We start from the raw sequence: 18868 nt of genomic DNA, 5'->3' as shown, positions 1-18868 counted from the left end.
TCCGATCGAGCATTGTGCCCGACGGGAGTCCAGCGCAACCGTGCCACTCGGCCCGGCGTGTCGGTTCGGCCGGGGTCGTTCGGGATCCGTTGGACGGTACCGATTTCGGGCGTCTGTGACCCTTGTCTCACGGAGATCGCGACTGTATACAGTTGTGGACAGTCCGTTCGACGGTGAACGAGGCGAACGATGCGGAACTCTCCGGCGACAGCGATCCCCTGGGCGGTGGCGGTGCTGCTCACCTGCGCTGTCGTGGCCACCGCACCGGCCGAGCAGAGGCAGGGCAGTCCCGTCGCCCAAGTGCTCGGCGACCGGCAGCCGAGGCTGATGGCACCGGCCGCGCCCGGCGGCGGGTGGGACCAGACCGCGCGCGAGATGCAGAACTCGCTGCAGGACGTCGTCGGGCGCACCGAGGTCTACAACGTCACCGGCGCGGGCGGGACGATCGGGCTCAGCCAGTTCGTCCGCCACCAGGGAGATCCGTCGCAGCTGCTGGTGACCGGACTGATCATGGTCGGCGCCGTCAAGGCCAACGACTCGCCGGTCTCGCTGGAGAACACCACACCTCTGATCCGGCTCACCACCGACGCCGAAGTCATCGCGGTGCCGCAGGACTCGCCGATCCGCTCGCTGGCGGACCTCACCGCCCGGATGCGCGAGGACCTCCGAGCGGTGTCCATCGCGGGTGGCTCGGCCGGTGGAGCCGAGCACATCCTGGCCGGCCTGCTCGCCCAAGCCACCGGTGCCGACCCCGCGCAGCTGTCCTACGTCGCGCACTCCGGCGGCGGCGAACTGCTCAGCACCGCGCTGTCCGGGCGGGCGACCATCGCGATCTCCGGTGTCTCCGAGCTCGAACCGCAGATCTCCTCCGGGCAGATGCGGGCGCTGGCGGTCTCCAGCGCGCAGCGGGCGCCCACGCTGCCGGACGTGCCGACGCTCGTGGAGAGCGGACTGGACGTGGAACTGGACAACTGGCGCGGAGTCGTCGCGCCGAAGGGCATCTCCGCGGAGCAGGAGCGGGCCTGGGAGCAGGCGCTGCTGGAGATGACCCGGTCGCCGGCATGGCGCAAGACGCTCGCCGAGCAGGGGTGGGGCGACGCGACCCTGGGCGGCCCCGAGTTCGAGACCTTCCTGCGCGGTGAGCAGGACCGGGTCGCCGACGTGCTCTCCAAGATCGGGTTGGGGTGATGGCCGTGCAGGACCGGCGGACCGCGTTCGCCACCGGCGCCTTCGGGGCCCTGATGCTGCTGGCGTCGGTGGTGCTGGTCGTCGACGCGATGGGATTGCCCGACCAGGGCTCGGCGATGGGGCCCGCGGTGATGCCGGTCGTCGTCGCGGTGCTCATGGCCGCGGTCGGCATCGGGCTGCTGGTGCGGTCCGGGATCGGGCTGTCCGGAGCCGAGCGGGAGGAAGTCTCCGGCGCCCGGTGGCGCGTGGTCGGCCTGGCGGCCGTGCTGCTGGCGTTCGCCGTGCTGCTGCCGGTGATCGGGTACGTGGTCGCGGCCACCGGTCTGTTCGTGGCCGCCGCGCTGCTGCTCGGAGCTCCCCGCCGCTGGGTCGTGCTGGCCTACGGGTGGGCGCTCGCGGCAGCGGTGTTCCTCGTCTTCGACCGGCTCATCGGGTTGAGCCTGCCCAGCGGACCTTGGGGTTTCTAGGTGGAACAGATCGGACTGCTGCTCGAGGGGTTCGGCAACGCGCTCACCCCCGGCCACCTGCTGTGGGCGCTGGTGGGCGTGACCATCGGCACGGCCGTGGGAGTGCTGCCGGGCATCGGGCCCGCGCTGACCGTCGCGCTGCTGCTGCCCATCACCTTCCGGCTCGAAGCCTCCAGCGCGCTCATCCTGTTCTCCGGCATCTACTACGGCGGGATGTACGGCGGGTCGACGACCTCGATCCTGCTCAACACGCCCGGTGAGAGCGCATCGATGGTCTCCGCGCTGGAGGGCAACAAGATGGCGCGGTCCGGACGCGCCGCGGCGGCGCTGGCCACCGCAGCGCTCGGCAGCTTCGTCGCCGGAACCATCGGGACGCTCGGCCTGACCTTCCTCGCGCCGGTGGTCGCCGGGTTCGCCACCAGCTTCGGGCCGCCCGAGTACGTGGCGCTGATGGCGGTGGCGTTCGTGACCGTCAGCGCGCTGCTCGGCCCGGACCTGCTCAAGGGGGTCGCGAGCCTGCTGGTCGGGGTGGCGATCGGCCTGGTGGGCATCGACTCGCAGACCGGTCAGCCCCGGCTGACGTTCGGGGTGGACTCGCTGCTGGACGGTGTCGACGTGGTCATCGTGGTGATCGCGCTGTTCGCGCTCAGCGAGTCCTTCGGGCACCTGCTCAGCGGGACCGGCGCCTCGACCGTGCAACCGCTGCGCGAGCGCGTCGTGCTGTCCCGCTCCGACCTGCGGCGGTCGTGGCCGGCGTGGCTGCGCGGGACCGCGCTGGGTTTCCCGATCGGCAGCCTGCCCGCGGGCGGCGCCGAGGTGCCGACGTTCCTGAGCTACAGCGTCGAGAAGAAGCTGACCAAGCATCCCGAGGAGTTCGGGCACGGCGCCATCGAAGGCGTGGCCGGGCCGGAGGCCGCCAACAACGCCGCGTCGGCGGGCGTGCTGGTGCCGCTGCTGACCATCGGGCTGCCGACCTCGGCGACGGCGGCGGTCATCCTCACGGCCTTCCAGTCCTACGGGCTGCAACCCGGACCGGAGCTCTTCGAGGAGTCCGGACCGCTGGTGTGGACGCTCATCGCCAGCCTCTACATCGGGAACCTGATGCTGCTGGTGCTCAACCTCCCGCTGGTGCGGATGTGGGCGGCGCTGCTGACGATCCCCGCCTACGGCATCTACGCCGGGGTGCTGGTGTTCGCGACGCTCGGCACCTACGCGGCCGGGGGGACGACGGTGGACCTGGTGGTGCTGTGCGTGCTGGGGCTGCTGGGGTTGTTGATGCGGCAGGCGGACATCCCCGTCGCCCCGGCGGTGGTCGGCCTGATCCTGGGGCCCATCGCCGAGCAGCAGCTCCGGCGCGCGCTGACCCTCTCCGAGGGCGACCTCTCGATCCTGCTGTCGGGTCCCATCACCCTCACCCTCTGGGCCGTGGCGGCCCTGGCCCTGCTGGTCGCCATCGCAGCCCCGCTCCGCCGCACCCTGACGGGCAGTAGTCGGTGACGGGCGGTGACCGCGTCGGGGGCAGTTTTGGTCCGAAGTGTCCCGGCAAAACGGACATTGATCATGGACGTGTCGGACCAAAACCGCCCCCGACCCAGGCCACACCCGGGAACGAGGCAGGCTGAGGTTCGTGCGGGGTGGTGACTGGGCGGAGCTCTGGTGTGGTTAGGATTCGTCCAGCTCTGGGGGCGACTCACGGCGAGTAGCCGAGTATGTGGGCAGTGATACCCGATGGGGTGAACCTAGGTAGTCGCCTAGGTATATACCTCGATGGCAGCACACTCTCCGTCGCGGAGTGTGGGGCTCGTGAAACCCGAGACCCCCGACCACAGCAGATCCCCCGAAAGCAACGACCACGTCTCGACCCCGAAGCACGAGGCGAACGAGCGCGGCTGGCAGGCCAAGGCGACCGGCGTCGACGACGCCCTGCGCACGGCAGTGGATCGCGTGCGGCCGGCGGCGCACCGCGTCGGCCAGTGGCTCGCGCCGCTGCTCCAGCGCCTGATGCAGTGGCTGTCGCCGCTGCTGCAGCGCGTGCAAGACGCCCCCGCCGTGCGGCGCCTCCGGGAGAGGGTCGCGCCGCACGTCCCCGAGTCCGTCAAGAACGCCCCCCGACTGCGCTCCATGCAGGTGGGAGCCGGCATCGCAGCCGTCGGCATCGTCGGCCTGATCATCGGCGGCCTCGCCGGCGGTGACGACCGCGACGTCGAGGAAGCCGCGATGGCCTCCCCGATGGAGCAGAAGAAGGCGGAGAACCCGCAGACCCGCGCGGAGACCACGTCCGACAACACGCAGGACGCCCCGCTGGGCCCGCCGGTCGAAGGCATCGACGTCTCCAACCACAACGGGAACATCGACTGGAAGAAGGTCGCAGGCGACAACAAGAAGTTCACCTTCGTGCTCGCCAGCGATGGCACCGACTTCGCCAACCCGAAGTACGCCGAGCAGTACCACGGCGCCAAGGACGCGGGCCTGATCGCAGGTGCCTACCACTTCGCGCGGCCGGACGACTCCGACGGTGCGACCCAGGCGAACCGCTTCCTGGACATCATGGACTACCAGAACGACGGCAAGACCTTGCCTCCGGTGCTCGACCTCGAGGTCGATCCCAACGGCGGTAGCTGCTACGACATGAGCGTCGACCAGATGCACCAGTGGACCAAGTCGTTCAACGACACGGTCAAGCAGCGCACCGGCAAGGACCCGATCATCTACGCGAACCCGTCCTTCTGGAAGCAGTGCATGGGCGGCACCGACACCTTCAGCAACCACAACCTGTGGCTGGCCGCCTACGAGGTCGACAGCCCGACGGTGCCCAAGGGCTTCCAGGACTGGGACTTCTGGCAGTACACCGACAAGGGCAACGTTGCCGGCATCGGCGGCAACACCGACATCAACCAGTACAAGGAAGGCCTCGAGCGCCTCAAGGAGCTCGCCAGCTGACCGCGTGCTGAATCCCGGAGAGCGGGTCGTCCATCGCATGGGCGGCCCGCTCTTTCGCGCGTGCGGGGGAAAGGTGGCCGCGGCCGGTTTGCGAACGCCCGAAGGGCGATATTCTCGTCAGCGGCGATCACCCGATCGGAGGGCGCGGCGGAATGTCACGGTGGGAGCAAGAGGTCACTCGAGCGAGGCAGCTGCTGCTCGACAGTGATCACGACGCCGCTGCGCAGGCGTTACGCACCGTGCTGGACGAAGGTGATTACGAAGCCGCCGCCCAAGCCGGGCTGATGCTCGGCGCGATCCTCACCGAGGACGACGACCTCGTCGCCGCTCGCGACGTCTACCAGCGCGTGATCGACTCCGGTCACCCCGTGCACGCCCAGGCCGCCGCCATCGCCCTCGGCCACCTGCTGCTCAACACCGGGGAACTGCCGACCGCCCAGGTGTTGCTCCGCTTCGCCACCGAAGGCGCCGAGCCTGATGACGCTGGCCGCGCCGATGTCCTGCTGGCGCAGGTGCTCCAGCAGCTCGGCGACATCGCCGGCGCGCGCGAAGCCCGGACCCGGGCGCTGTCCTGCGGTGATCCCGCCGTGGTCGAAGAAGCTCAGCACCTCAACCTGCCGCCCGAGCGCACCGAGGGAACCGAGTTCCTGCAGATCGCCTACCAGCGCGCGCTGGCGATGCTGGAGCAGGGGCGCGACCACGACGCCGAACCGCTGCTGCGCAAGCTCCTCGACAGCGGTCATCCGCACTACGGCTCGCTCGGCGCCGGCAAGCTCTACGCCCTGCACGTCGGCGAGACCGAGGTCACCAAGCAGCTGGCCGAGAAGATCATCGAGCTCGGCCATCCTGAGCACCTCGCGTGGGGTCACGTGCTGCTGGGCGGCGTGCTGGTGGCGCTGGATGATCCGGCCGGTGCCGCGCGCGCCTACGAGCGCGCCGCTCGGGACCCGCGTCCGAGCGTGCGGCTGCGGGCGCTGATCCAGCTGAGCCTCCAGCTGCGCCGGTTGGACCGCGTCGAGCAGGCGCGCGAGGCGCTGCAGCGGGTCATCGACAGCAGGCACCCGCGGTACGGCCTGGAAGCACTGGGCGTGCTGGCGGAGCTGCAGCGCGACACCGGTGAGGTCGAGGCCGCGATCGAGACCTTCGGCATGGTGGTGGCGTCCGGGCACCCGGACAAGGCGCCGCGCGCCGCCTACCACGTCGGCGTGCTGCGCTACGACCTCGGAGACGAGGACGCGGCCGCGGAGTCGTTCCGGCTCGCCGCGGACGCCGAGGACGCCCACGTCGCGCACGAGGCCGCTCTGGCTCTGTCCATGATGGACAGCGAGGAACCGGATCCGGGCGTGGAGGACACCGCGCAGCTGGTGATCCCGCCGATCGAACCGGAGCCCGCGTCCGAGCCCGACGAACCCCTGAGCCCCGCCGAGCTGGAGCGTCGCGCGAGGCAGGCCGCTGCGTCCGGCGACATCGTCGCCGCGCGCGAGTCGTACGAGGCGCTCATCGACGGCGCCCCCGAGAAGTCCGCTCGCGCGCAGGTCTCCCTCGCGATCGCCGAAGCCGCGCTGGGTGATCCGGGGCGCGCCCGGCACCTGCTGCGGCGGCTCGCCGTCAGCGATGCCGGAGCGGAGGCGCGGCACGCCGCGTTCGTCCACGCGCTGTTCGACGAGCCCGCGGCCCGCGACGTGCTTCCCGTGCTGCTGCGCGTCGAGCGCGATGACGAGTCCGAAGTGGACGCTCTGCTGTCCGCGACCGAACCGGCCGTGCGCGAGCTCGTCGAGGCCGCCCGCGCCGAACGCGACGGTGCGGCACCGCCGGAAGACCTCGCTCGGCTCTCCGAGTCACCGAACGCCCTGGTCGCCACCGCAGCTCGCTACGGGCTCGCCGAACACCTGCTGCTCGGCGACGAGCAGGAGCGCGCGCTCGGGCTGCTGCAACGCGTGGTCGACGAGGGGCACCCCGCGCTGCGACCGTGGACCGCCGGCAGGCTCGGCGATCTGCTCATGGAGCAGGGTGATCCGGACGGCACCATCGCCGCGTTCGAGGCCGCCCTGGCCACCGGGCACCCGGTGATCCTCGGCGACGTGTTCAGCAAGCTGTCGCTGATCTACCGGACGCTGGAACGCGATGACGCGTTGATCGACCTCTACCAGCGCACGGCCGTCAGCGGGCATCCCGAGTACGGGCCCCGCGCGGCGTTCCTGCTCGGTGAGCACCACGTCGACAACGACCGGCTGGACCAGGCGCTGGACATGTTCACCCGGGCCGCGGGGTCGTCGTCGACGGCGGCCTCGGAGTCGGTGTTCGCGATGCGCGCGCTGCGCCAGGAGCTGGAACCGGCGCGTGCCAGCTTCCTGCTGCTCGCGGACGAGGACGAACCGCACTACACCGCCAGCAGGCTGTGCCTCGACCTCGCGCAGCGGTACCTGCGCCGCGGGGTCCCGGAGTTCACCGACTGGGCGCTGCGCCTGGTCGCCGAGTCTGGTCACGCCGAACTGCGGCAGCGGGGCCTGCTGCTGCTCGGCGCGCTGCGCGAGGAGAACGGCGACGCCGATGGTGCGCTGGAGGTCTGGCAGCGGGCCGCCGAGGGCTCGGACCCGGAAGAAGCCGCCGTCGCGAAGAGCAGCATGGCCGAGTCGCTGCACCGCGACGGGCGAACCGAGCACGCGGCCGAACTGCTCGCCGAGGTAGCCGGCGCCGGAGTGGGCAGGTCCGAGGAGGCCGCCGCCCGGCTCGCCGAGATCCGGCCCGCCGCACCGGAACCGGAAACCCCTGAGGGGCAGGAGGAATCCGTCGAGGAGCGCGCGCATGGCCTGCTGCGCCGAGGCGATGCGGACGGCGCGCGTGCTCTCATGGCCGAGCACCACGGGTCCGCCCTGATCGGTGGCTTCTGGTGTGCGGTCCGGACCGATCTCGCCACCGCGGCCCGCGTCCTCGGCGAGGCCGACGAGGAGGAATCGCACGTCTGCTCCGAACTGGCGCTGGACCTGGGCCGGCGGTCGAGGTCAGCCGGTGATCCGGAGGCGCGGGCGTTCTTCCGCCTCGTCTCCGACCACGGTCACCGCTCCACGCGTCCGAAGGCGCACATAGCGCTGGGCAAGCTCGCCGACGAGCGAGGCGAGAACGCGATCGCGCTGAGCTGGTACCGCCGCGCGATCCGCACCGGCGAACCCGCGGCCGTGGCGCGCGCCGGCGTCCTCCTGGCGCAGCTGCTGGTCCGCGTGCACGACCTCAACGGCGCGATCGCCGTCGCCCGTCACGCCAGGGCGGAGGGCTGCGGGAGCGCAGCGGTGGAAGCCGGTGTGCTGCTGGGACACCTGCAGCACCGGGCCGGTGAGCCCGCCGCGGCCGAGCAGGCCTGGGACGAGGCCGAAAGCGCGGCCGAGTCCCCGGAGATCTTCGGCGCGGCGCTGCAGCGCCGCATCCGGGCGGTCGGCGAGACCGCGCCAGAATCAGCGGAAATGCTGTTGCGCGCGGCCGAATCCGACGACCCGTCCACCGCGGTGCACGCGCACTCGCTGCTCGCCGACCGCGCCGAGGAGCAGGCCGAGGCGATCCGCTGGCTGGAGCGCGCCGTGGCGGCGGGCGTGCCGGTGCAGTCGGACTCCGCCCGCAGCCGGCTCGGCGAGCTGCTGCTGGACGAGGGCGACAAGGGCGAGGCCGAACGCCATTTCGCGCGAGTGACCCATTGCGAGGTGCCGGAGGTCGCCGCTCGCGGTGAGTTCGGCATCGGGCTGATCCGCTACGAGGCGGGTGACCTGCCGGGCGCGGTGAACGCGTTCGTCAGGGCGGCCGGGCACGTGCCGGAGGCCGAGCTGGGGGAGGACGCGCTGAACAACGTGCGGGTCGTCCTCGACGAGCAGCGCGGCCACGGCGACCACCTGGAGGCCGCCGACACGCTGCGCAGGATGACGGCCGTGGTGCCGGAGTCGCACGTCGCGGAATGGGCGCAGGAAACCGGTTCCGCGCTGCTGGCGGACGACGACGCGGACTCCGCGCTGGTCTACTTGCGCTGCGCGGTGGAGATCGGGGCCCCGGACCCGGCCCCGGAGACCGTGCTGACGCTGGGCGAGGCGTTGCACCGGCGCGGCGATCTCGCTGGTGCCCGCCAGGCGTACGAGCGGGTGCTGGGTGCGGACGAGCGCCTGGCGGCGCAGGCGAACTTCCGGCTCAACGAGCTGCGCGCGGACGAAACCCCCGTCGGGAGCAGGGAAGCGCGCTGACCGGGGGTCATTTTCGAATCCGGCGGAGCCGCTGCCTCAGGTGCGGGACTCAACCCGCACCGCCTAGCGAACCGATCCTTCGAACAGCTTCTCAAGCCCGGATGAGCGTTTCGGGCAGGGCGAGGACCTGGTCGACGACGTCGATGACAGCACCGCTGGTGCGCCAGTAGGCTGCGTTGTCGTCGGTGCGGATCTCGCCGCGTCGTGGAACTCTCGCGGCGCGGACGTGGTCCTCGGCCAGCACTTCCACGATGTCGATGACATCCCCGTGGGGGCGCACGTAGATCAGCGCCTCCAGTTCGCCGGTGCCGTCGCGCACCGGTGGCATGAGTTGGAAGCCGCGCAGCACGAGCTGGCGCAACCACATGCTCGGGTCAGGTTGGCCGCCCACCTGTTCGGACGAGAGCATCTGCTTCCCCCAGATCTTTCGTCGCAGTTCATCTGCACGTGCACGCGATTCGCCAGACTTTAACACAGCGGAGAGCTACCGGTCGATCACGGAAAGTGATTGCATGGCCCGTTCGCAGGGCGAACGCGAGTCATTCGGTGCAACCAAACGCTTGCTTGTTTTCGAGGTCCTGCCGGGACTACTCTCAAGCTGGCCACTGGTGGCGACGAAAGGGACTCCTCATGGCGGAGGCTTACATCATCGACGCGGTTCGCACGCCGGTCGGTAAGCGCGGCGGCGGACTCAGCGGGATCCACCCGGCGGACCTGTCCGCCCACGTGCTGCAGAACCTGGTTGACCGCACCGGAATCGACCCGGCGGCGGTCGACGACGTGATCTGGGGCTGCGTCGACACCGTCGGCGCGCAGGCCGGGAACATCGGCCGCACCGGCTGGCTCGCGGCCGGTTACCCCGAGCACGTACCCGGCGTCACTGTCGACCGGCAGTGCGGCTCCTCGCAGCAGGCGGTGCACTTCGCCGGACAAGCCGTGATGTCCGGGGTCAACGACCTCGTCGTCGCAGGCGGCGTGCAGAACATGAGCGCCATCCCGATCGGCAGCTCCCTGCGCGGATCCGACCAGCTCGGGTTCCCGCGCGCTTACGGGCCCGACTGCGGATCGGAGGGCTGGGCCAAGCGCTACGGCGACGAGGTCGTCACCCAGTTCCGCGGCGCCGAGCTCATCGCCGAGCAGTGGGACCTCTCGCGCGAAGCCATGGAGGAATTCGCGCTGAACAGCCACCTCCGCGCCATCGCCGCCATCGACGGCGGGCACTTCGGCGGTGAGACCGCGCCGCTCGCCGGCGTCGAGCGCGACGAAGGACCGCGACGCGACACCGACAAGGACAAGCTCGCCGGGCTCAAAACCCTCACCGAAGGCGGACGTCTCACCGCGGGCGTCGCCAGCCAGATCTCCGACGGATCCGCAGCGATCCTGGTGGCCTCCGAGCAGGCCGTCCGGCAGCACGGGCTGACCCCGCGCGCCCGCATCCGGCACATGAGCGTGCGCGGTGACGACCCGGTGAAGATGCTGACCGCACCCATCCCGGCCACCAAGCACGCGCTGGAGAAGTCCGGGATCTCGGCCTCCGAGATCGACGTCGTCGAGATCAACGAAGCCTTCGCCAGCGTCGTCCTCGCCTGGCAGAAGGAGATCGACATCGATCCGGCCAAGGTGAACCCCAACGGCGGGGCCATCGCCCTCGGCCACCCGCTCGGCGCCACCGGGGCCAAGCTGATGACCACCATGCTCAACGAACTGGAGCGCACCGGCGGGCGCTACGGGCTGCAGACGATGTGCGAAGGAGGAGGCACAGCCAACGTGACGATCCTGGAACGTCTCTGAGTGGTCGTTTTGCGAGGCGGTGCGGGTAGGGGAACCTGAGCGGCTCCGTGGACTCCGCGCGCCGCTCCTGATGTATGCCAATACGCGGTGTCGCGGCGTGCTCGCCGCAGCGCCGCTCAGAACCCCCGGCGGTGCCGGTTGCATAGGTGGGGCACTGAGAAAGCACCTTCGGTGCTTGCCTGACGGTTCTCGGTTTCGGGTTCGTGGCTCGTGGTTCTTTGGTTGGCGGAGGAATTGTGGCTATTAACAGGGATTACATCGGGTTCGAGTTCTCCTCGGACGAGGCTTACGAGGTCACTCGGGGGAAGATCCGGGAGTTCGCCGATGCGGTCGGTGATCCGAACCCCGCGTACCGCGATCAGGTCGCGGCGCGGGCGCTCGGGCATCCGGACGTGATCGCACCGCCGACCTTCGGGATCGTGGCGACCGGTGCGGCGTCGGAGAAGAACCCCATCCTGCGACCGGATTTCGGGCTGAACTACCGGATGGTCGTGCACGGCGAGCAGAAGTTCAGCTACCGGCGGCCGATCCGGGCCGGTGACGTGCTCAGCACCCGGGGCCGGATCGTGGAGATCCGCGACGCCGGGCGCAACGAGCTGATCCGGATCGAGACCGACATCGTCGACGTCGACGGCGACCTGGTCGGAACCGCGGTCAACACCATCATCTCGCGCGGAACCGCAGAGGGAGGGCAGTGAACGTGGCTGCGAGCGTGGCATTCGATCAGGTCGAGGTGGGCACGGAGATCCCTGCGCAGCGCTATCCCATCCAGCGCTTGACGCTGGTGCGCTACTGCGGTGCTTCCGGCGACTTCAACACCATTCACTGGAACGAGCGGATCGCCAAGTCCGCCGGGCTCTCGGACGTCATCGCCCACGGCATGCTGACCATGGCCGAGGCCGCCCGGCTGGTCACCGACTGGGTCGGTGATCCCGGCGCCGTCGAGGAGTACGGCGTGCGCTTCGCCAAGCCCGTCGTCGTGCCCGACGACGACGCGGGAGTCGAGGTCGAGGTCGCCGGCCAGGTGACCGAGAAGCTGGACGGCAACCGCGCGGTGGTGGAGCTCTCGGCCACCTCCGGCGGCGAGGAAGTGCTGGCCAAGGCCCGAGCCGTGGTCCGCCTCCCCTGAACCGAGCGCACCCGAAGGCCCCGGGACGTCGTGTGGTGGGTGGGTGGGGTGGGGAAGTTTTCATGAAAACTTCCCCACCCCACCCACCAGGTGCATCAGGTTCCGGCGCCCCCGCACGGCCGCGCAGGGCAATCCCTCAACAGTTCTCAGCGCGTCAGCAGGGTGGCGCGGTGGGTGCTCGGGGTGCCGAAGAGCTGGGTCGCGGAGTGAGCGCGCTTGAGCTGGAGGTGCGCTTCGTGCTCCCAGGTGATCCCGATGCCACCGTGCAGCTGGACCCCTTCGGCGGCGATCGCGTAATGGGCCTCGGTGCAGGCCGACTTGGCCATGGCCGCCAGTTCGCTCGCCCTCTCGTCCTGAGTGGACACCGCCCAGGACGCGGCGTAGGACAGCGATCGCGCTGATTCCACCGCCACGTAGCAATCGGCCATCCGGTGCTTGAGCGCTTGGAACGAGCCGATCGGGCGGCCGAACTGGGTGCGCATCTTGGTGTACTCCACCGTCTCGTGCAGCCACCGCTGGGCCGCGCCCACCGATTCGGCCGCGACACCGGCAGCGGCGACGTCGAGGATGCGCTGCACCGGCGGACGTCCCAGCAGCCGCGCCGGGGTGCCTGCGAGGTGGACCTCGGCCATCCGGCGGGTCAGGTCCAGGGGAGTGGTGGCGACCGCGGTGGCCGATCCGGTTTCGAACAGCGCCGGCCGGCCTTCGCAGTCGGCCAGCACCAGGACGGTGTCGGCCTGCGCCCCGTCGAGGACGTCGACCTTGCGGCCGTCCAGCACCCAGCCCTCGCCGGAACGCCGCGCAGTGGTGGCGAAACCCGACTCCTGCCAACCGGAATCCGCCTCCGCCCAGGCCAGTGCGACGATCTCCTCGCCGGAGGCGATGCCGGGCAGCAGCCGACCGCACGCTTCGGGGTCGCCCGCGGCCAGCAGCGCCTCGGCGCCTAGCACGATGCTGCTCAGGAACGGGATGTCGGAGAGCCTGCGCCCGAGCTCCTCCACGACGATCAACGTCTCCAGCAGGCTAAAACCACCGCCGCCGTGCTCCTCCGGAATCCCCAGCGAATGGGCTCCGACCTGCTCGGCCAGCTGCTTCCAGACCTCCCGGTCGAACCCGTCCACCCGGACGTCGGGTTCACCGGCCGCAGGCCCGCCTCGGCGATCCAGCAACCGGCGCACCACCGCCCGGAGCTCCTCCTGCTCCTCGCTGAATGCGAACCGCACACCAACCTCCTTGCTCAGGCGAACATCCGTCCACGTCCGTTCGAAACTTCCCGACTCCAACCGAAGTCCGGTAGGCCGTCAGGTGGTTCCGATGGGGGTTTCCGGGTCGGTGGCGAGGGCGGCGGCGATGCGCCGCCGGTGCCACGCGGGCGTTCCCCACGACTGTCGCAGGGCCGCGGCCTTCGTGAGGTAGCGGTGCAGGTCGTGCTCGGCGGTGTAGCCGATGGCGCCGTGCACCTGCAGCGCGACCCGGGAGGCCAGGTGAGCGGCGTCCGCAGCCGCGATCTTGGCCGCCGAGGCGTCACGACCACCGTGCGGGGTTCCCGCCGACAGCGCCGCTCCCCGGATGAGCGGCCGGGCGAACTCCAGCTTCAGCAGCGCGTTGGCCAGGTGGTGCTTGACGGCCTGGAACTCGCCGACGGGCCGGCCGAACTGCTGCCGCTGCTTGACGTGCTCGGTGGCCAGGTCCAGCATCCGGTTGCCCAGCCCGAGCGCGTAGGCGGCGCACCCCAGCACGGCCAGGTCGAAGGCGCGGTCGGCATGAGCCCCGGCGATCTCGTCGCCCCCGCTCGACGTGACCTCGAACAGCCGCCGGGTGGCGTCGAAGGATTCCCGGCGCTGCAACGAGATCCCGGTCAGCAGGCGGGTTGACGTCGGTCCGACGGCGTAGACCTCGTCGGCGAGGTCGGCGTCGAGGGCGTAGGGGACGTGCCGCTCGACGACCGCGGTGCGCGGGGTGGCGTCGGCGGTGAGGTCCGGCAGCAGGGACGGCAGCAGCGCCAGCGATTCGATCACCGGTCCCGGCAGCGCGGCATAACCGCATTCCTGCAGGCAGAGGGTCAGTTCGATCGGTCCGAGGCCCAGGCCGCCGCGCTCCTCGGGCAGGGTCACGCCGGTGACCCCGAGGTCGGCGATGCGCTGCCACAGCTTGCGCCAGCCCTCGCCGTCGCCGTCGGCCCAGGCGCGGGCGATTTCCGGCACGTCGGCCGCGGCGAACATCGAGCGCAGGGTGTCGGCCATGTCCTGCTGTTCGGGTTCGAGCACGAACCTCATCGCGACCCCCTCGGCAGGCCGAGCACCCGCTCGGCGGCGATGTTGCGCTGGATCTCGTTGGTCCCCGCGTAGATGGGACCCGCCAGCGAGAACAGGTACCCCTCGACCCAGGAACCGGTCTCGGCCTCCGGACCCAGCAGGTCCCAGGCTGTTTCGTGCATCGAGGTGTCCAATTCGGACCAGAAGATCTTGTTCAGGCTCGCCTCGGCTCCCAGTCCGGCTCCGTCGAGGACCTTGGTCACGGTCTCGAACGTCGCCAGCCGGTAGGCCTGCGCCGACATCCACGCGTCGATGACCCTGTCGTCGTCGAGCGCGTCGGGGACCTCGGTGAGCCGCCGGGCGGTGGCCAGGAACCGGCCGGGGCTGCGCAGCGTGAGCCCGCGCTCGTTGCTGGCGGTGCTCATCGCGACCCGCCAGCCGTCGCCGACCCCGCCGAGCACGTCCTCGTCGGGCACGAAGACCTCGTCGAGGAAGAGCTCGGCGAACGCGGGCTTGCCGTCGATCCGCTGGATCGGCCGCACCGTGACACCGGGCGCGTCCAGCGGGAACAGGAAGTAGGTCAGTCCCTTGTGGCGGGGTGCCTCCGGGTCGCTGCGGAACAGGCCGAAGGCGATGTCGGCGAAGGCCGCGCGGGAGCTCCAGGTCTTGTTCCCGCTGAGCAGCCAGCCGCCGTCGACGCGGCGCGCGGTCGAGCGGATGCCTGCCAGGTCGCTGCCCGCCTCGGGCTCGGACCACGCCTGCGCCCAGATGTCCTGCCCGGCTGCCATCCTCGGCAGGTAGCGCTGCTTCTGCTCAGCGGTCCCGTGCTCGAAGAGCGTGGGGGCGAGCAGGAAGATCCCGTTCTGGCTGACCCGCCCGGGGGCTCCGGCGCTGTAGTACTCCTCCTCGAAGATCACCCACTGCAGCAGCGATGCGCCGCGACCGCCGAATTCCTCGGGCCACGACACCACCGACAACCCCGCCGAGTGCAGCAGCTCCTCCCACTCGCGGTGCGCGGCGAACCCCTCGGCGGTCTCCAGCGACGGCAGCGGGTCGGCGGGCACGCGCTCGGCCAGCCACGTCCGCACCTCGTCGCGGAAGGCCAGATCGGTGTTGGAGAACGACAGGTCCACGGCTCACCCACGCTCCTCGTTGGACTTCTTCATGCTGCGCGCGTCCATCCCGGCCAGGGAGTCCTTGCCGACCTCGGCGTTGTGCGCGTGGGCGAAGTGGTGCAGCCCGAACACCGAGTCCATGCCGCTCTGCATGCCCATCAGGTCCTCGGCCTGGTTGACGGCCTTCTTGGTCAGCGACAGCCCGAACAGGGGCATCTCGGCGACGTTGCCCGCCAACCGCATCGTCGCGTCGGAGAGCTCCTCGCGCGGCACGACCTGGTTGACCATGCCGATCTCGTAGGCGCGCTGGGCGCTCATCCGCTTGCCGGTGAACAGGAACTCCTTGGCAATCCTCGGGCCGAGCATCCACGGGTGGGCGAAGTACTCCACGCCCGGGATGCCCATCTTCACCACGGGATCAGCGAAGAAGGCGTCCTCGCTGGCGACGATGAGGTCGCAGACCCAGGCCAGCATCAGCCCACCGGCGACGCAGGCGCCCTGCACCGAAGCGATCACCGGCTTGGGCATCTCCCGCCAGCGGCGGCACATGCCCAGGTAGACCTCCTGCTCGCGGGCGAAGCGCGACTCGCCGCCGGAGTGCTTGGTGTGGTCCCACCACAGGCCCGCCCGACGCGGGTAGCTGACGTCGATGTCGCGCTCCGGAGAGCCGATGTCGTGCCCGGCGGAGAAGTGCTTTCCCTCACCTGCCAGGACGATGACCTTGACCTGGTCGTCCTCGCACGCGCGGTAGAACGCGTCGTCGAGCGCGTAGGTCATCACCGAGTTCTGCGCGTTGCGGAAGTCGGGCCGGTTCATCGTCACCACGGCGACCTGGTCTCGAACCTCGTAGTTGACGACCGCTTGTTCTGCTGCCATCGGGCGCTCCTAGCTCGGCCTTGCGATTGCGGCACGTCGAGGTTAGCCGAACAAGCAAGTGCTTGGTAGAGTGCCGATCCAGGGAGGGCGGCGTTCGCGCTGAAAGCGTCGTCCCAGCGGGGGTGTGGCGGTTCGGATCGGAACCGCCGTGGAGACGCCGAGGAGGCGGTCGTGGACCTCACCGACAGTGCCGGCGAAGCGGCGTTCCGCCGCGAGGTCAGGCAGTGGTTGTCAGAGAACCTGACCGGCGAGTTCGCCGAGGCTCGGGGCCTCGGCGGGCCTGGGCGCGAGCACGAGGGCTTCGACGTGCGGCTCGCCTGGGACCGGCTGCTGGCCGAGCACGGCTGGACGTGCCTGGGGTGGCCGGAGGAGTTCGGCGGGCGCGAAGCGACCGTGGGGGAGCAGGTGATCTTCCACGAGGAGTACGCGCGAGCCGAGGCTCCGGTGCGCGTCGGTCACATCGGTGAGGAACTGCTCGGACCCACCCTGATGGCCTTCGGCAGCCCGGAGCAGCAGAAGCGCTTCCTGCCCGAGATCGTCGGCAGCCGGGAGCTGTGGTGCCAGGGCTACTCCGAGCCAGGAGCCGGCTCGGACCTCGCCAACGTCGCCACCACCGCTCGCCTGGAGGGTGACGAGTGGGTGCTCAACGGGCAGAAGGTCTGGACGTCGATGGCGCACGTCGCCGACTGGTGCTTCGTCATCGCGCGCACCGACCCGGAGCTCAGCCGCCACAAGGGGCTCTCCTACTTCCTGGTGCCCATGGACCAGCCGGGAATCCACGTCCGGCCGATCATGCAGCTCACCGGCACCTCGGAGTTCAACGAGGTGTTCTTCGACGACGCCCGCACCGCCGCGGGCCACGTCGTGGGCGAGGTCGGGGAGGGCTGGAAGGTGGCGATGGGCACGCTCGGCTTCGAGCGCGGCATCGGCACCGTCGACCAGCAGGTCGTCTTCCGCCGCGAGCTCGCCGAGATCACCGAGCAGGCCCGCGCCAACGGAGCCATCGACGACCCGCTCCTGCGCGACCGCATCGCTCGCGCCTGGACCGACCTGGAAGCCCTGCGCTGCAGCGTCTTCCGGCTCCTCGGCGCGGAAGGGCCGCCGGGCCCGGAGTCCTCGGTGGTCAAGCTCCTGTGGTCGAACTTCCACCGGGAGCTCGGCGAACTGGCCATGTCGGTGGCCGGGCCGAGCGGGCTCACGGCGCAGGCCGAGCCCTACGACCTCGACAGCCGTCAGCGGCTGTTCCTGTTCACCCGCGCCGACACGATCTACGGCGGCTCCAACGAGATCCAGCGCAACATCATCGCCGAGCGGGTGCTCGGCCTGCCGCGCGAACCCCGACCCCAGGAGGGCTCCCGATGACCCAGGCACCGCCTCCGCACGGATTGCTCAACGGAAGGACCGCAGTGGTCACGGCCGCGGCCGGCACCGGAATCGGCTCCGCGGTCGCGCGCCGGATGCTCGAAGAGGGAGCCCAGGTGCTCATCAGCGACCGGCACGAGCGCCGGCTCGCCGAGACCCACGCCGAGCTCGCCGAGCTGCCGGGCGCCAAGGTCGCCTCGGTCGCCTGCGACGTCACCGACGAGTCGCAGGTGCAGCGCATGTTCGACACCGCGACCAGCACGTTCGGCCAGGTCGACGTGGTGGTCAACAACGCGGGCCTGGGCGGCACGGCCTCGATCCTGGAGATGACCGACGAGCAGTGGGACAAGGTCGTCGACGTCACCCTCGGCGGCACCTTCCGCTGCACCCGCGCCGCGACCCGGCTCTTCCGCGAGCAGGGCAACCCGGGAGTCGTGGTCAACAACGCCTCCGTCGTGGGCTGGCGCGCCCAGGCGGGCCAGGCGCACTACGCCGCCGCCAAGGCCGGCGTGATGGCGCTGACCAGGTGCGCCGCGGTGGACGCCGCCGATCTGGGGGTCCGGATCAACGCGGTGGCACCGAGCCTGGTGATGCACGAGAACCTGGCCAAGGTCACCTCCGACGACCTGCTGGCCACCCTCACCGAGCGAGAGGCCTTCGGCCGGTCGGCCGAGCCGTGGGAGATCGCCAACGTGATCGTCTTCCTGGCGTCGGACTACTCGACGTACCTCACCGGCGAGGTCATCTCCGTGTCCAACCAACACCCGTGACGACACCTCGGCCGCGCAGGTCGCCGAGGTCTTTGAGAGGATGGCTAGGTGGTCTCGACCAAGCGCTTGTCCGCCCGCAACCGTCCGGGGCGCGAGAACGGTTCCGAACGTCGCGCCGAGCTGCTCTCGATCGCCGGTGAGCTGTTCGCCACGCGCGGCTTCCTGGCGACGACGGTACGCGACATCGCCGATGCGGCGGGCATCCTCTCCGGCAGCCTCTACCACCACTTCGACTCCAAAGAGGCGATGGTGGACGAGATCCTCCGGGAGTTCCTGGACGACCAGCGCCAGGCCAACGCCAAGGTCATCGAGGAGGCCTCGGACCCCCGCACGGCCCTGACCGAGCTGATCAAGCAGTCGTACTCCGCGCTGCGCAAGCACCCGGCGGCGATCGCGATCTTCCAGAACGAGGCCAACTACCTCGCCGACTTCGAGCGCTTCGACTACCTGCCCGGCGTGGCGGACGAGTTCGAGAAGACGTGGCTGCGGGTCATCCAGGAGGGCCAGAAGACCGGCGTCTTCCGCGAGGACCTCAACCCCAAGCTCACCTACCGCTTCATCCGGGACACGGTCTGGACGACGGTCCACTGGTTCAACCCGGGCGGCAAGCTCAGCATCAAGTCGATCGCGGACCAGTACATCACCATCCTCTGCGACGGCATCGTCACTCGCTGAGGTTCTTCCGCGGCTGGTTTGCTTGGCGGTGCGGATAAACGGGGGAAGTTTTCATGAAAACTTCCCCCACCTCCCACACC

16 protein-coding genes are annotated in these 18868 nt (G+C 70.3%); 11 read left to right on the top strand and 5 right to left on the bottom strand.

Annotated features, from left to right (window positions below; all coding sequences use genetic code 11):
• Positions 1–189 precede the first annotated feature (189 nt).
• The 5 genes from ACYVF3_RS20345 (at position 190) to ACYVF3_RS20325 (ending at position 8815) form a co-directional block, all read left to right on the top strand.
• Complete coding sequence (locus ACYVF3_RS20345; protein ID WP_461155812.1) at positions 190–1188, top strand: Bug family tripartite tricarboxylate transporter substrate binding protein; 999 nt, start codon at positions 190–192, stop codon at positions 1186–1188.
• A complete protein-coding gene (locus ACYVF3_RS20340; protein WP_461155811.1) occupies positions 1188–1655 on the top strand; it encodes a tripartite tricarboxylate transporter TctB family protein in 468 nt (155 codons plus the stop codon). The genes ACYVF3_RS20345 and ACYVF3_RS20340 overlap by 1 nt, the downstream gene beginning before the upstream one ends.
• The gene (locus ACYVF3_RS20335) at positions 1656–3152 is read left to right on the top strand and encodes a tripartite tricarboxylate transporter permease (protein ID WP_461155810.1); all 1497 of its coding nucleotides are present in this window, start codon (positions 1656–1658) and stop codon (positions 3150–3152) included.
• Positions 3153–3458: 306 nt separating this feature from the next.
• Entirely contained in the window at positions 3459–4595 is a 1137-nt protein-coding gene (locus ACYVF3_RS20330) for a GH25 family lysozyme (RefSeq protein WP_461155809.1), read from the top strand.
• 152 nt (positions 4596–4747) lie between these two features.
• Positions 4748–8815: a tetratricopeptide repeat protein gene (locus ACYVF3_RS20325; protein ID WP_461155808.1), complete on the top strand. Its 4068-nt coding sequence runs from the start codon at positions 4748–4750 to the stop codon at positions 8813–8815.
• Positions 8816–8906: 91 nt separating this feature from the next.
• Here the strand turns inward: ACYVF3_RS20325 and ACYVF3_RS20320 are convergent, their stop codons facing one another.
• A complete protein-coding gene (locus tag ACYVF3_RS20320) occupies positions 8907–9224 on the bottom strand; it encodes a hypothetical protein (protein ID WP_145741613.1) in 318 nt (105 codons plus the stop codon).
• 221 nt (positions 9225–9445) lie between these two features.
• Here ACYVF3_RS20320 and ACYVF3_RS20315 point away from each other — a divergent pair, with 221 nt between their 5' ends.
• From ACYVF3_RS20315 to ACYVF3_RS20305, 3 genes are all read left to right on the top strand, one after another.
• Positions 9446–10606: an acetyl-CoA C-acetyltransferase gene (locus ACYVF3_RS20315; RefSeq protein ID WP_461155807.1), complete on the top strand. Its 1161-nt coding sequence runs from the start codon at positions 9446–9448 to the stop codon at positions 10604–10606.
• A gap of 236 nt (positions 10607–10842) precedes the next feature.
• Complete coding sequence (locus ACYVF3_RS20310; RefSeq protein WP_461155806.1) at positions 10843–11304, top strand: MaoC family dehydratase N-terminal domain-containing protein; 462 nt, start codon at positions 10843–10845, stop codon at positions 11302–11304.
• Between the two features lie 14 nt (positions 11305–11318).
• On the top strand, positions 11319–11735 hold the full coding sequence (locus ACYVF3_RS20305; RefSeq protein WP_461155805.1) for a MaoC family dehydratase: 417 nt from the start codon (positions 11319–11321) through the stop codon (positions 11733–11735).
• A gap of 146 nt (positions 11736–11881) precedes the next feature.
• Here the strand turns inward: ACYVF3_RS20305 and ACYVF3_RS20300 are convergent, their stop codons facing one another.
• From ACYVF3_RS20300 to ACYVF3_RS20285, 4 genes are all read right to left on the bottom strand, one after another.
• Positions 11882–12958, bottom strand: coding sequence for an acyl-CoA dehydrogenase family protein (locus ACYVF3_RS20300; RefSeq protein WP_461155804.1), 1077 nt, complete (start codon positions 12956–12958; stop codon positions 11882–11884).
• Positions 12959–13036: 78 nt separating this feature from the next.
• The gene (locus ACYVF3_RS20295) at positions 13037–14011 is read right to left on the bottom strand and encodes an acyl-CoA dehydrogenase family protein (protein WP_461155803.1); all 975 of its coding nucleotides are present in this window, start codon (positions 14009–14011) and stop codon (positions 13037–13039) included.
• The gene (locus ACYVF3_RS20290) at positions 14008–15123 is read right to left on the bottom strand and encodes an acyl-CoA dehydrogenase family protein (protein WP_461155802.1); all 1116 of its coding nucleotides are present in this window, start codon (positions 15121–15123) and stop codon (positions 14008–14010) included. The genes ACYVF3_RS20295 and ACYVF3_RS20290 overlap by 4 nt, the downstream gene beginning before the upstream one ends.
• 3 nt (positions 15124–15126) lie before the next feature.
• A complete protein-coding gene (locus ACYVF3_RS20285) occupies positions 15127–15981 on the bottom strand; it encodes an enoyl-CoA hydratase (protein ID WP_461155801.1) in 855 nt (284 codons plus the stop codon).
• Between the two features lie 171 nt (positions 15982–16152).
• Between ACYVF3_RS20285 and ACYVF3_RS20280 the strand changes: the two genes are divergently transcribed.
• The 3 genes from ACYVF3_RS20280 to ACYVF3_RS20270 are packed head-to-tail and all read left to right on the top strand — an operon-like array spanning position 16153 to position 18788.
• The gene (locus tag ACYVF3_RS20280; RefSeq protein WP_461155800.1) at positions 16153–17343 is read left to right on the top strand and encodes an acyl-CoA dehydrogenase family protein; all 1191 of its coding nucleotides are present in this window, start codon (positions 16153–16155) and stop codon (positions 17341–17343) included.
• Positions 17340–18113 carry an SDR family oxidoreductase gene (locus ACYVF3_RS20275; protein WP_145741592.1) on the top strand — a complete coding sequence of 258 codons (774 nt, stop codon included), beginning with the start codon at positions 17340–17342 and terminating at the stop codon, positions 18111–18113. The genes ACYVF3_RS20280 and ACYVF3_RS20275 overlap by 4 nt, the downstream gene beginning before the upstream one ends.
• Positions 18114–18161: 48 nt before the next feature.
• A complete protein-coding gene (locus ACYVF3_RS20270) occupies positions 18162–18788 on the top strand; it encodes a TetR/AcrR family transcriptional regulator (RefSeq protein WP_461155799.1) in 627 nt (208 codons plus the stop codon).
• Positions 18789–18868 lie beyond the last annotated feature (80 nt).

Source organism: Saccharopolyspora tripterygii (genome assembly GCF_054778355.1).
This window is presented reverse-complemented; position numbering and strand designations above follow the sequence as displayed.

Coding starts and splice junctions, on each gene's coding strand:
- ACYVF3_RS20345 (WP_461155812.1), top strand. CDS start 190: ATGCGGAACTCTCCGGCGACAGCGATCCCCTGGGCGGTGGCGGTGCTG.
- ACYVF3_RS20340 (WP_461155811.1), top strand. CDS start 1,188: ATGGCCGTGCAGGACCGGCGGACCGCGTTCGCCACCGGCGCCTTCGGG.
- ACYVF3_RS20325 (WP_461155808.1), top strand. CDS start 4,748: ATGTCACGGTGGGAGCAAGAGGTCACTCGAGCGAGGCAGCTGCTGCTC.
- ACYVF3_RS20320 (WP_145741613.1), bottom strand. CDS start 9,224: ATGCTCTCGTCCGAACAGGTGGGCGGCCAACCTGACCCGAGCATGTGG.
- ACYVF3_RS20315 (WP_461155807.1), top strand. CDS start 9,446: ATGGCGGAGGCTTACATCATCGACGCGGTTCGCACGCCGGTCGGTAAG.
- ACYVF3_RS20295 (WP_461155803.1), bottom strand. CDS start 14,011: ATGAGGTTCGTGCTCGAACCCGAACAGCAGGACATGGCCGACACCCTG.
- ACYVF3_RS20285 (WP_461155801.1), bottom strand. CDS start 15,981: ATGGCAGCAGAACAAGCGGTCGTCAACTACGAGGTTCGAGACCAGGTC.
- ACYVF3_RS20275 (WP_145741592.1), top strand. CDS start 17,340: ATGACCCAGGCACCGCCTCCGCACGGATTGCTCAACGGAAGGACCGCA.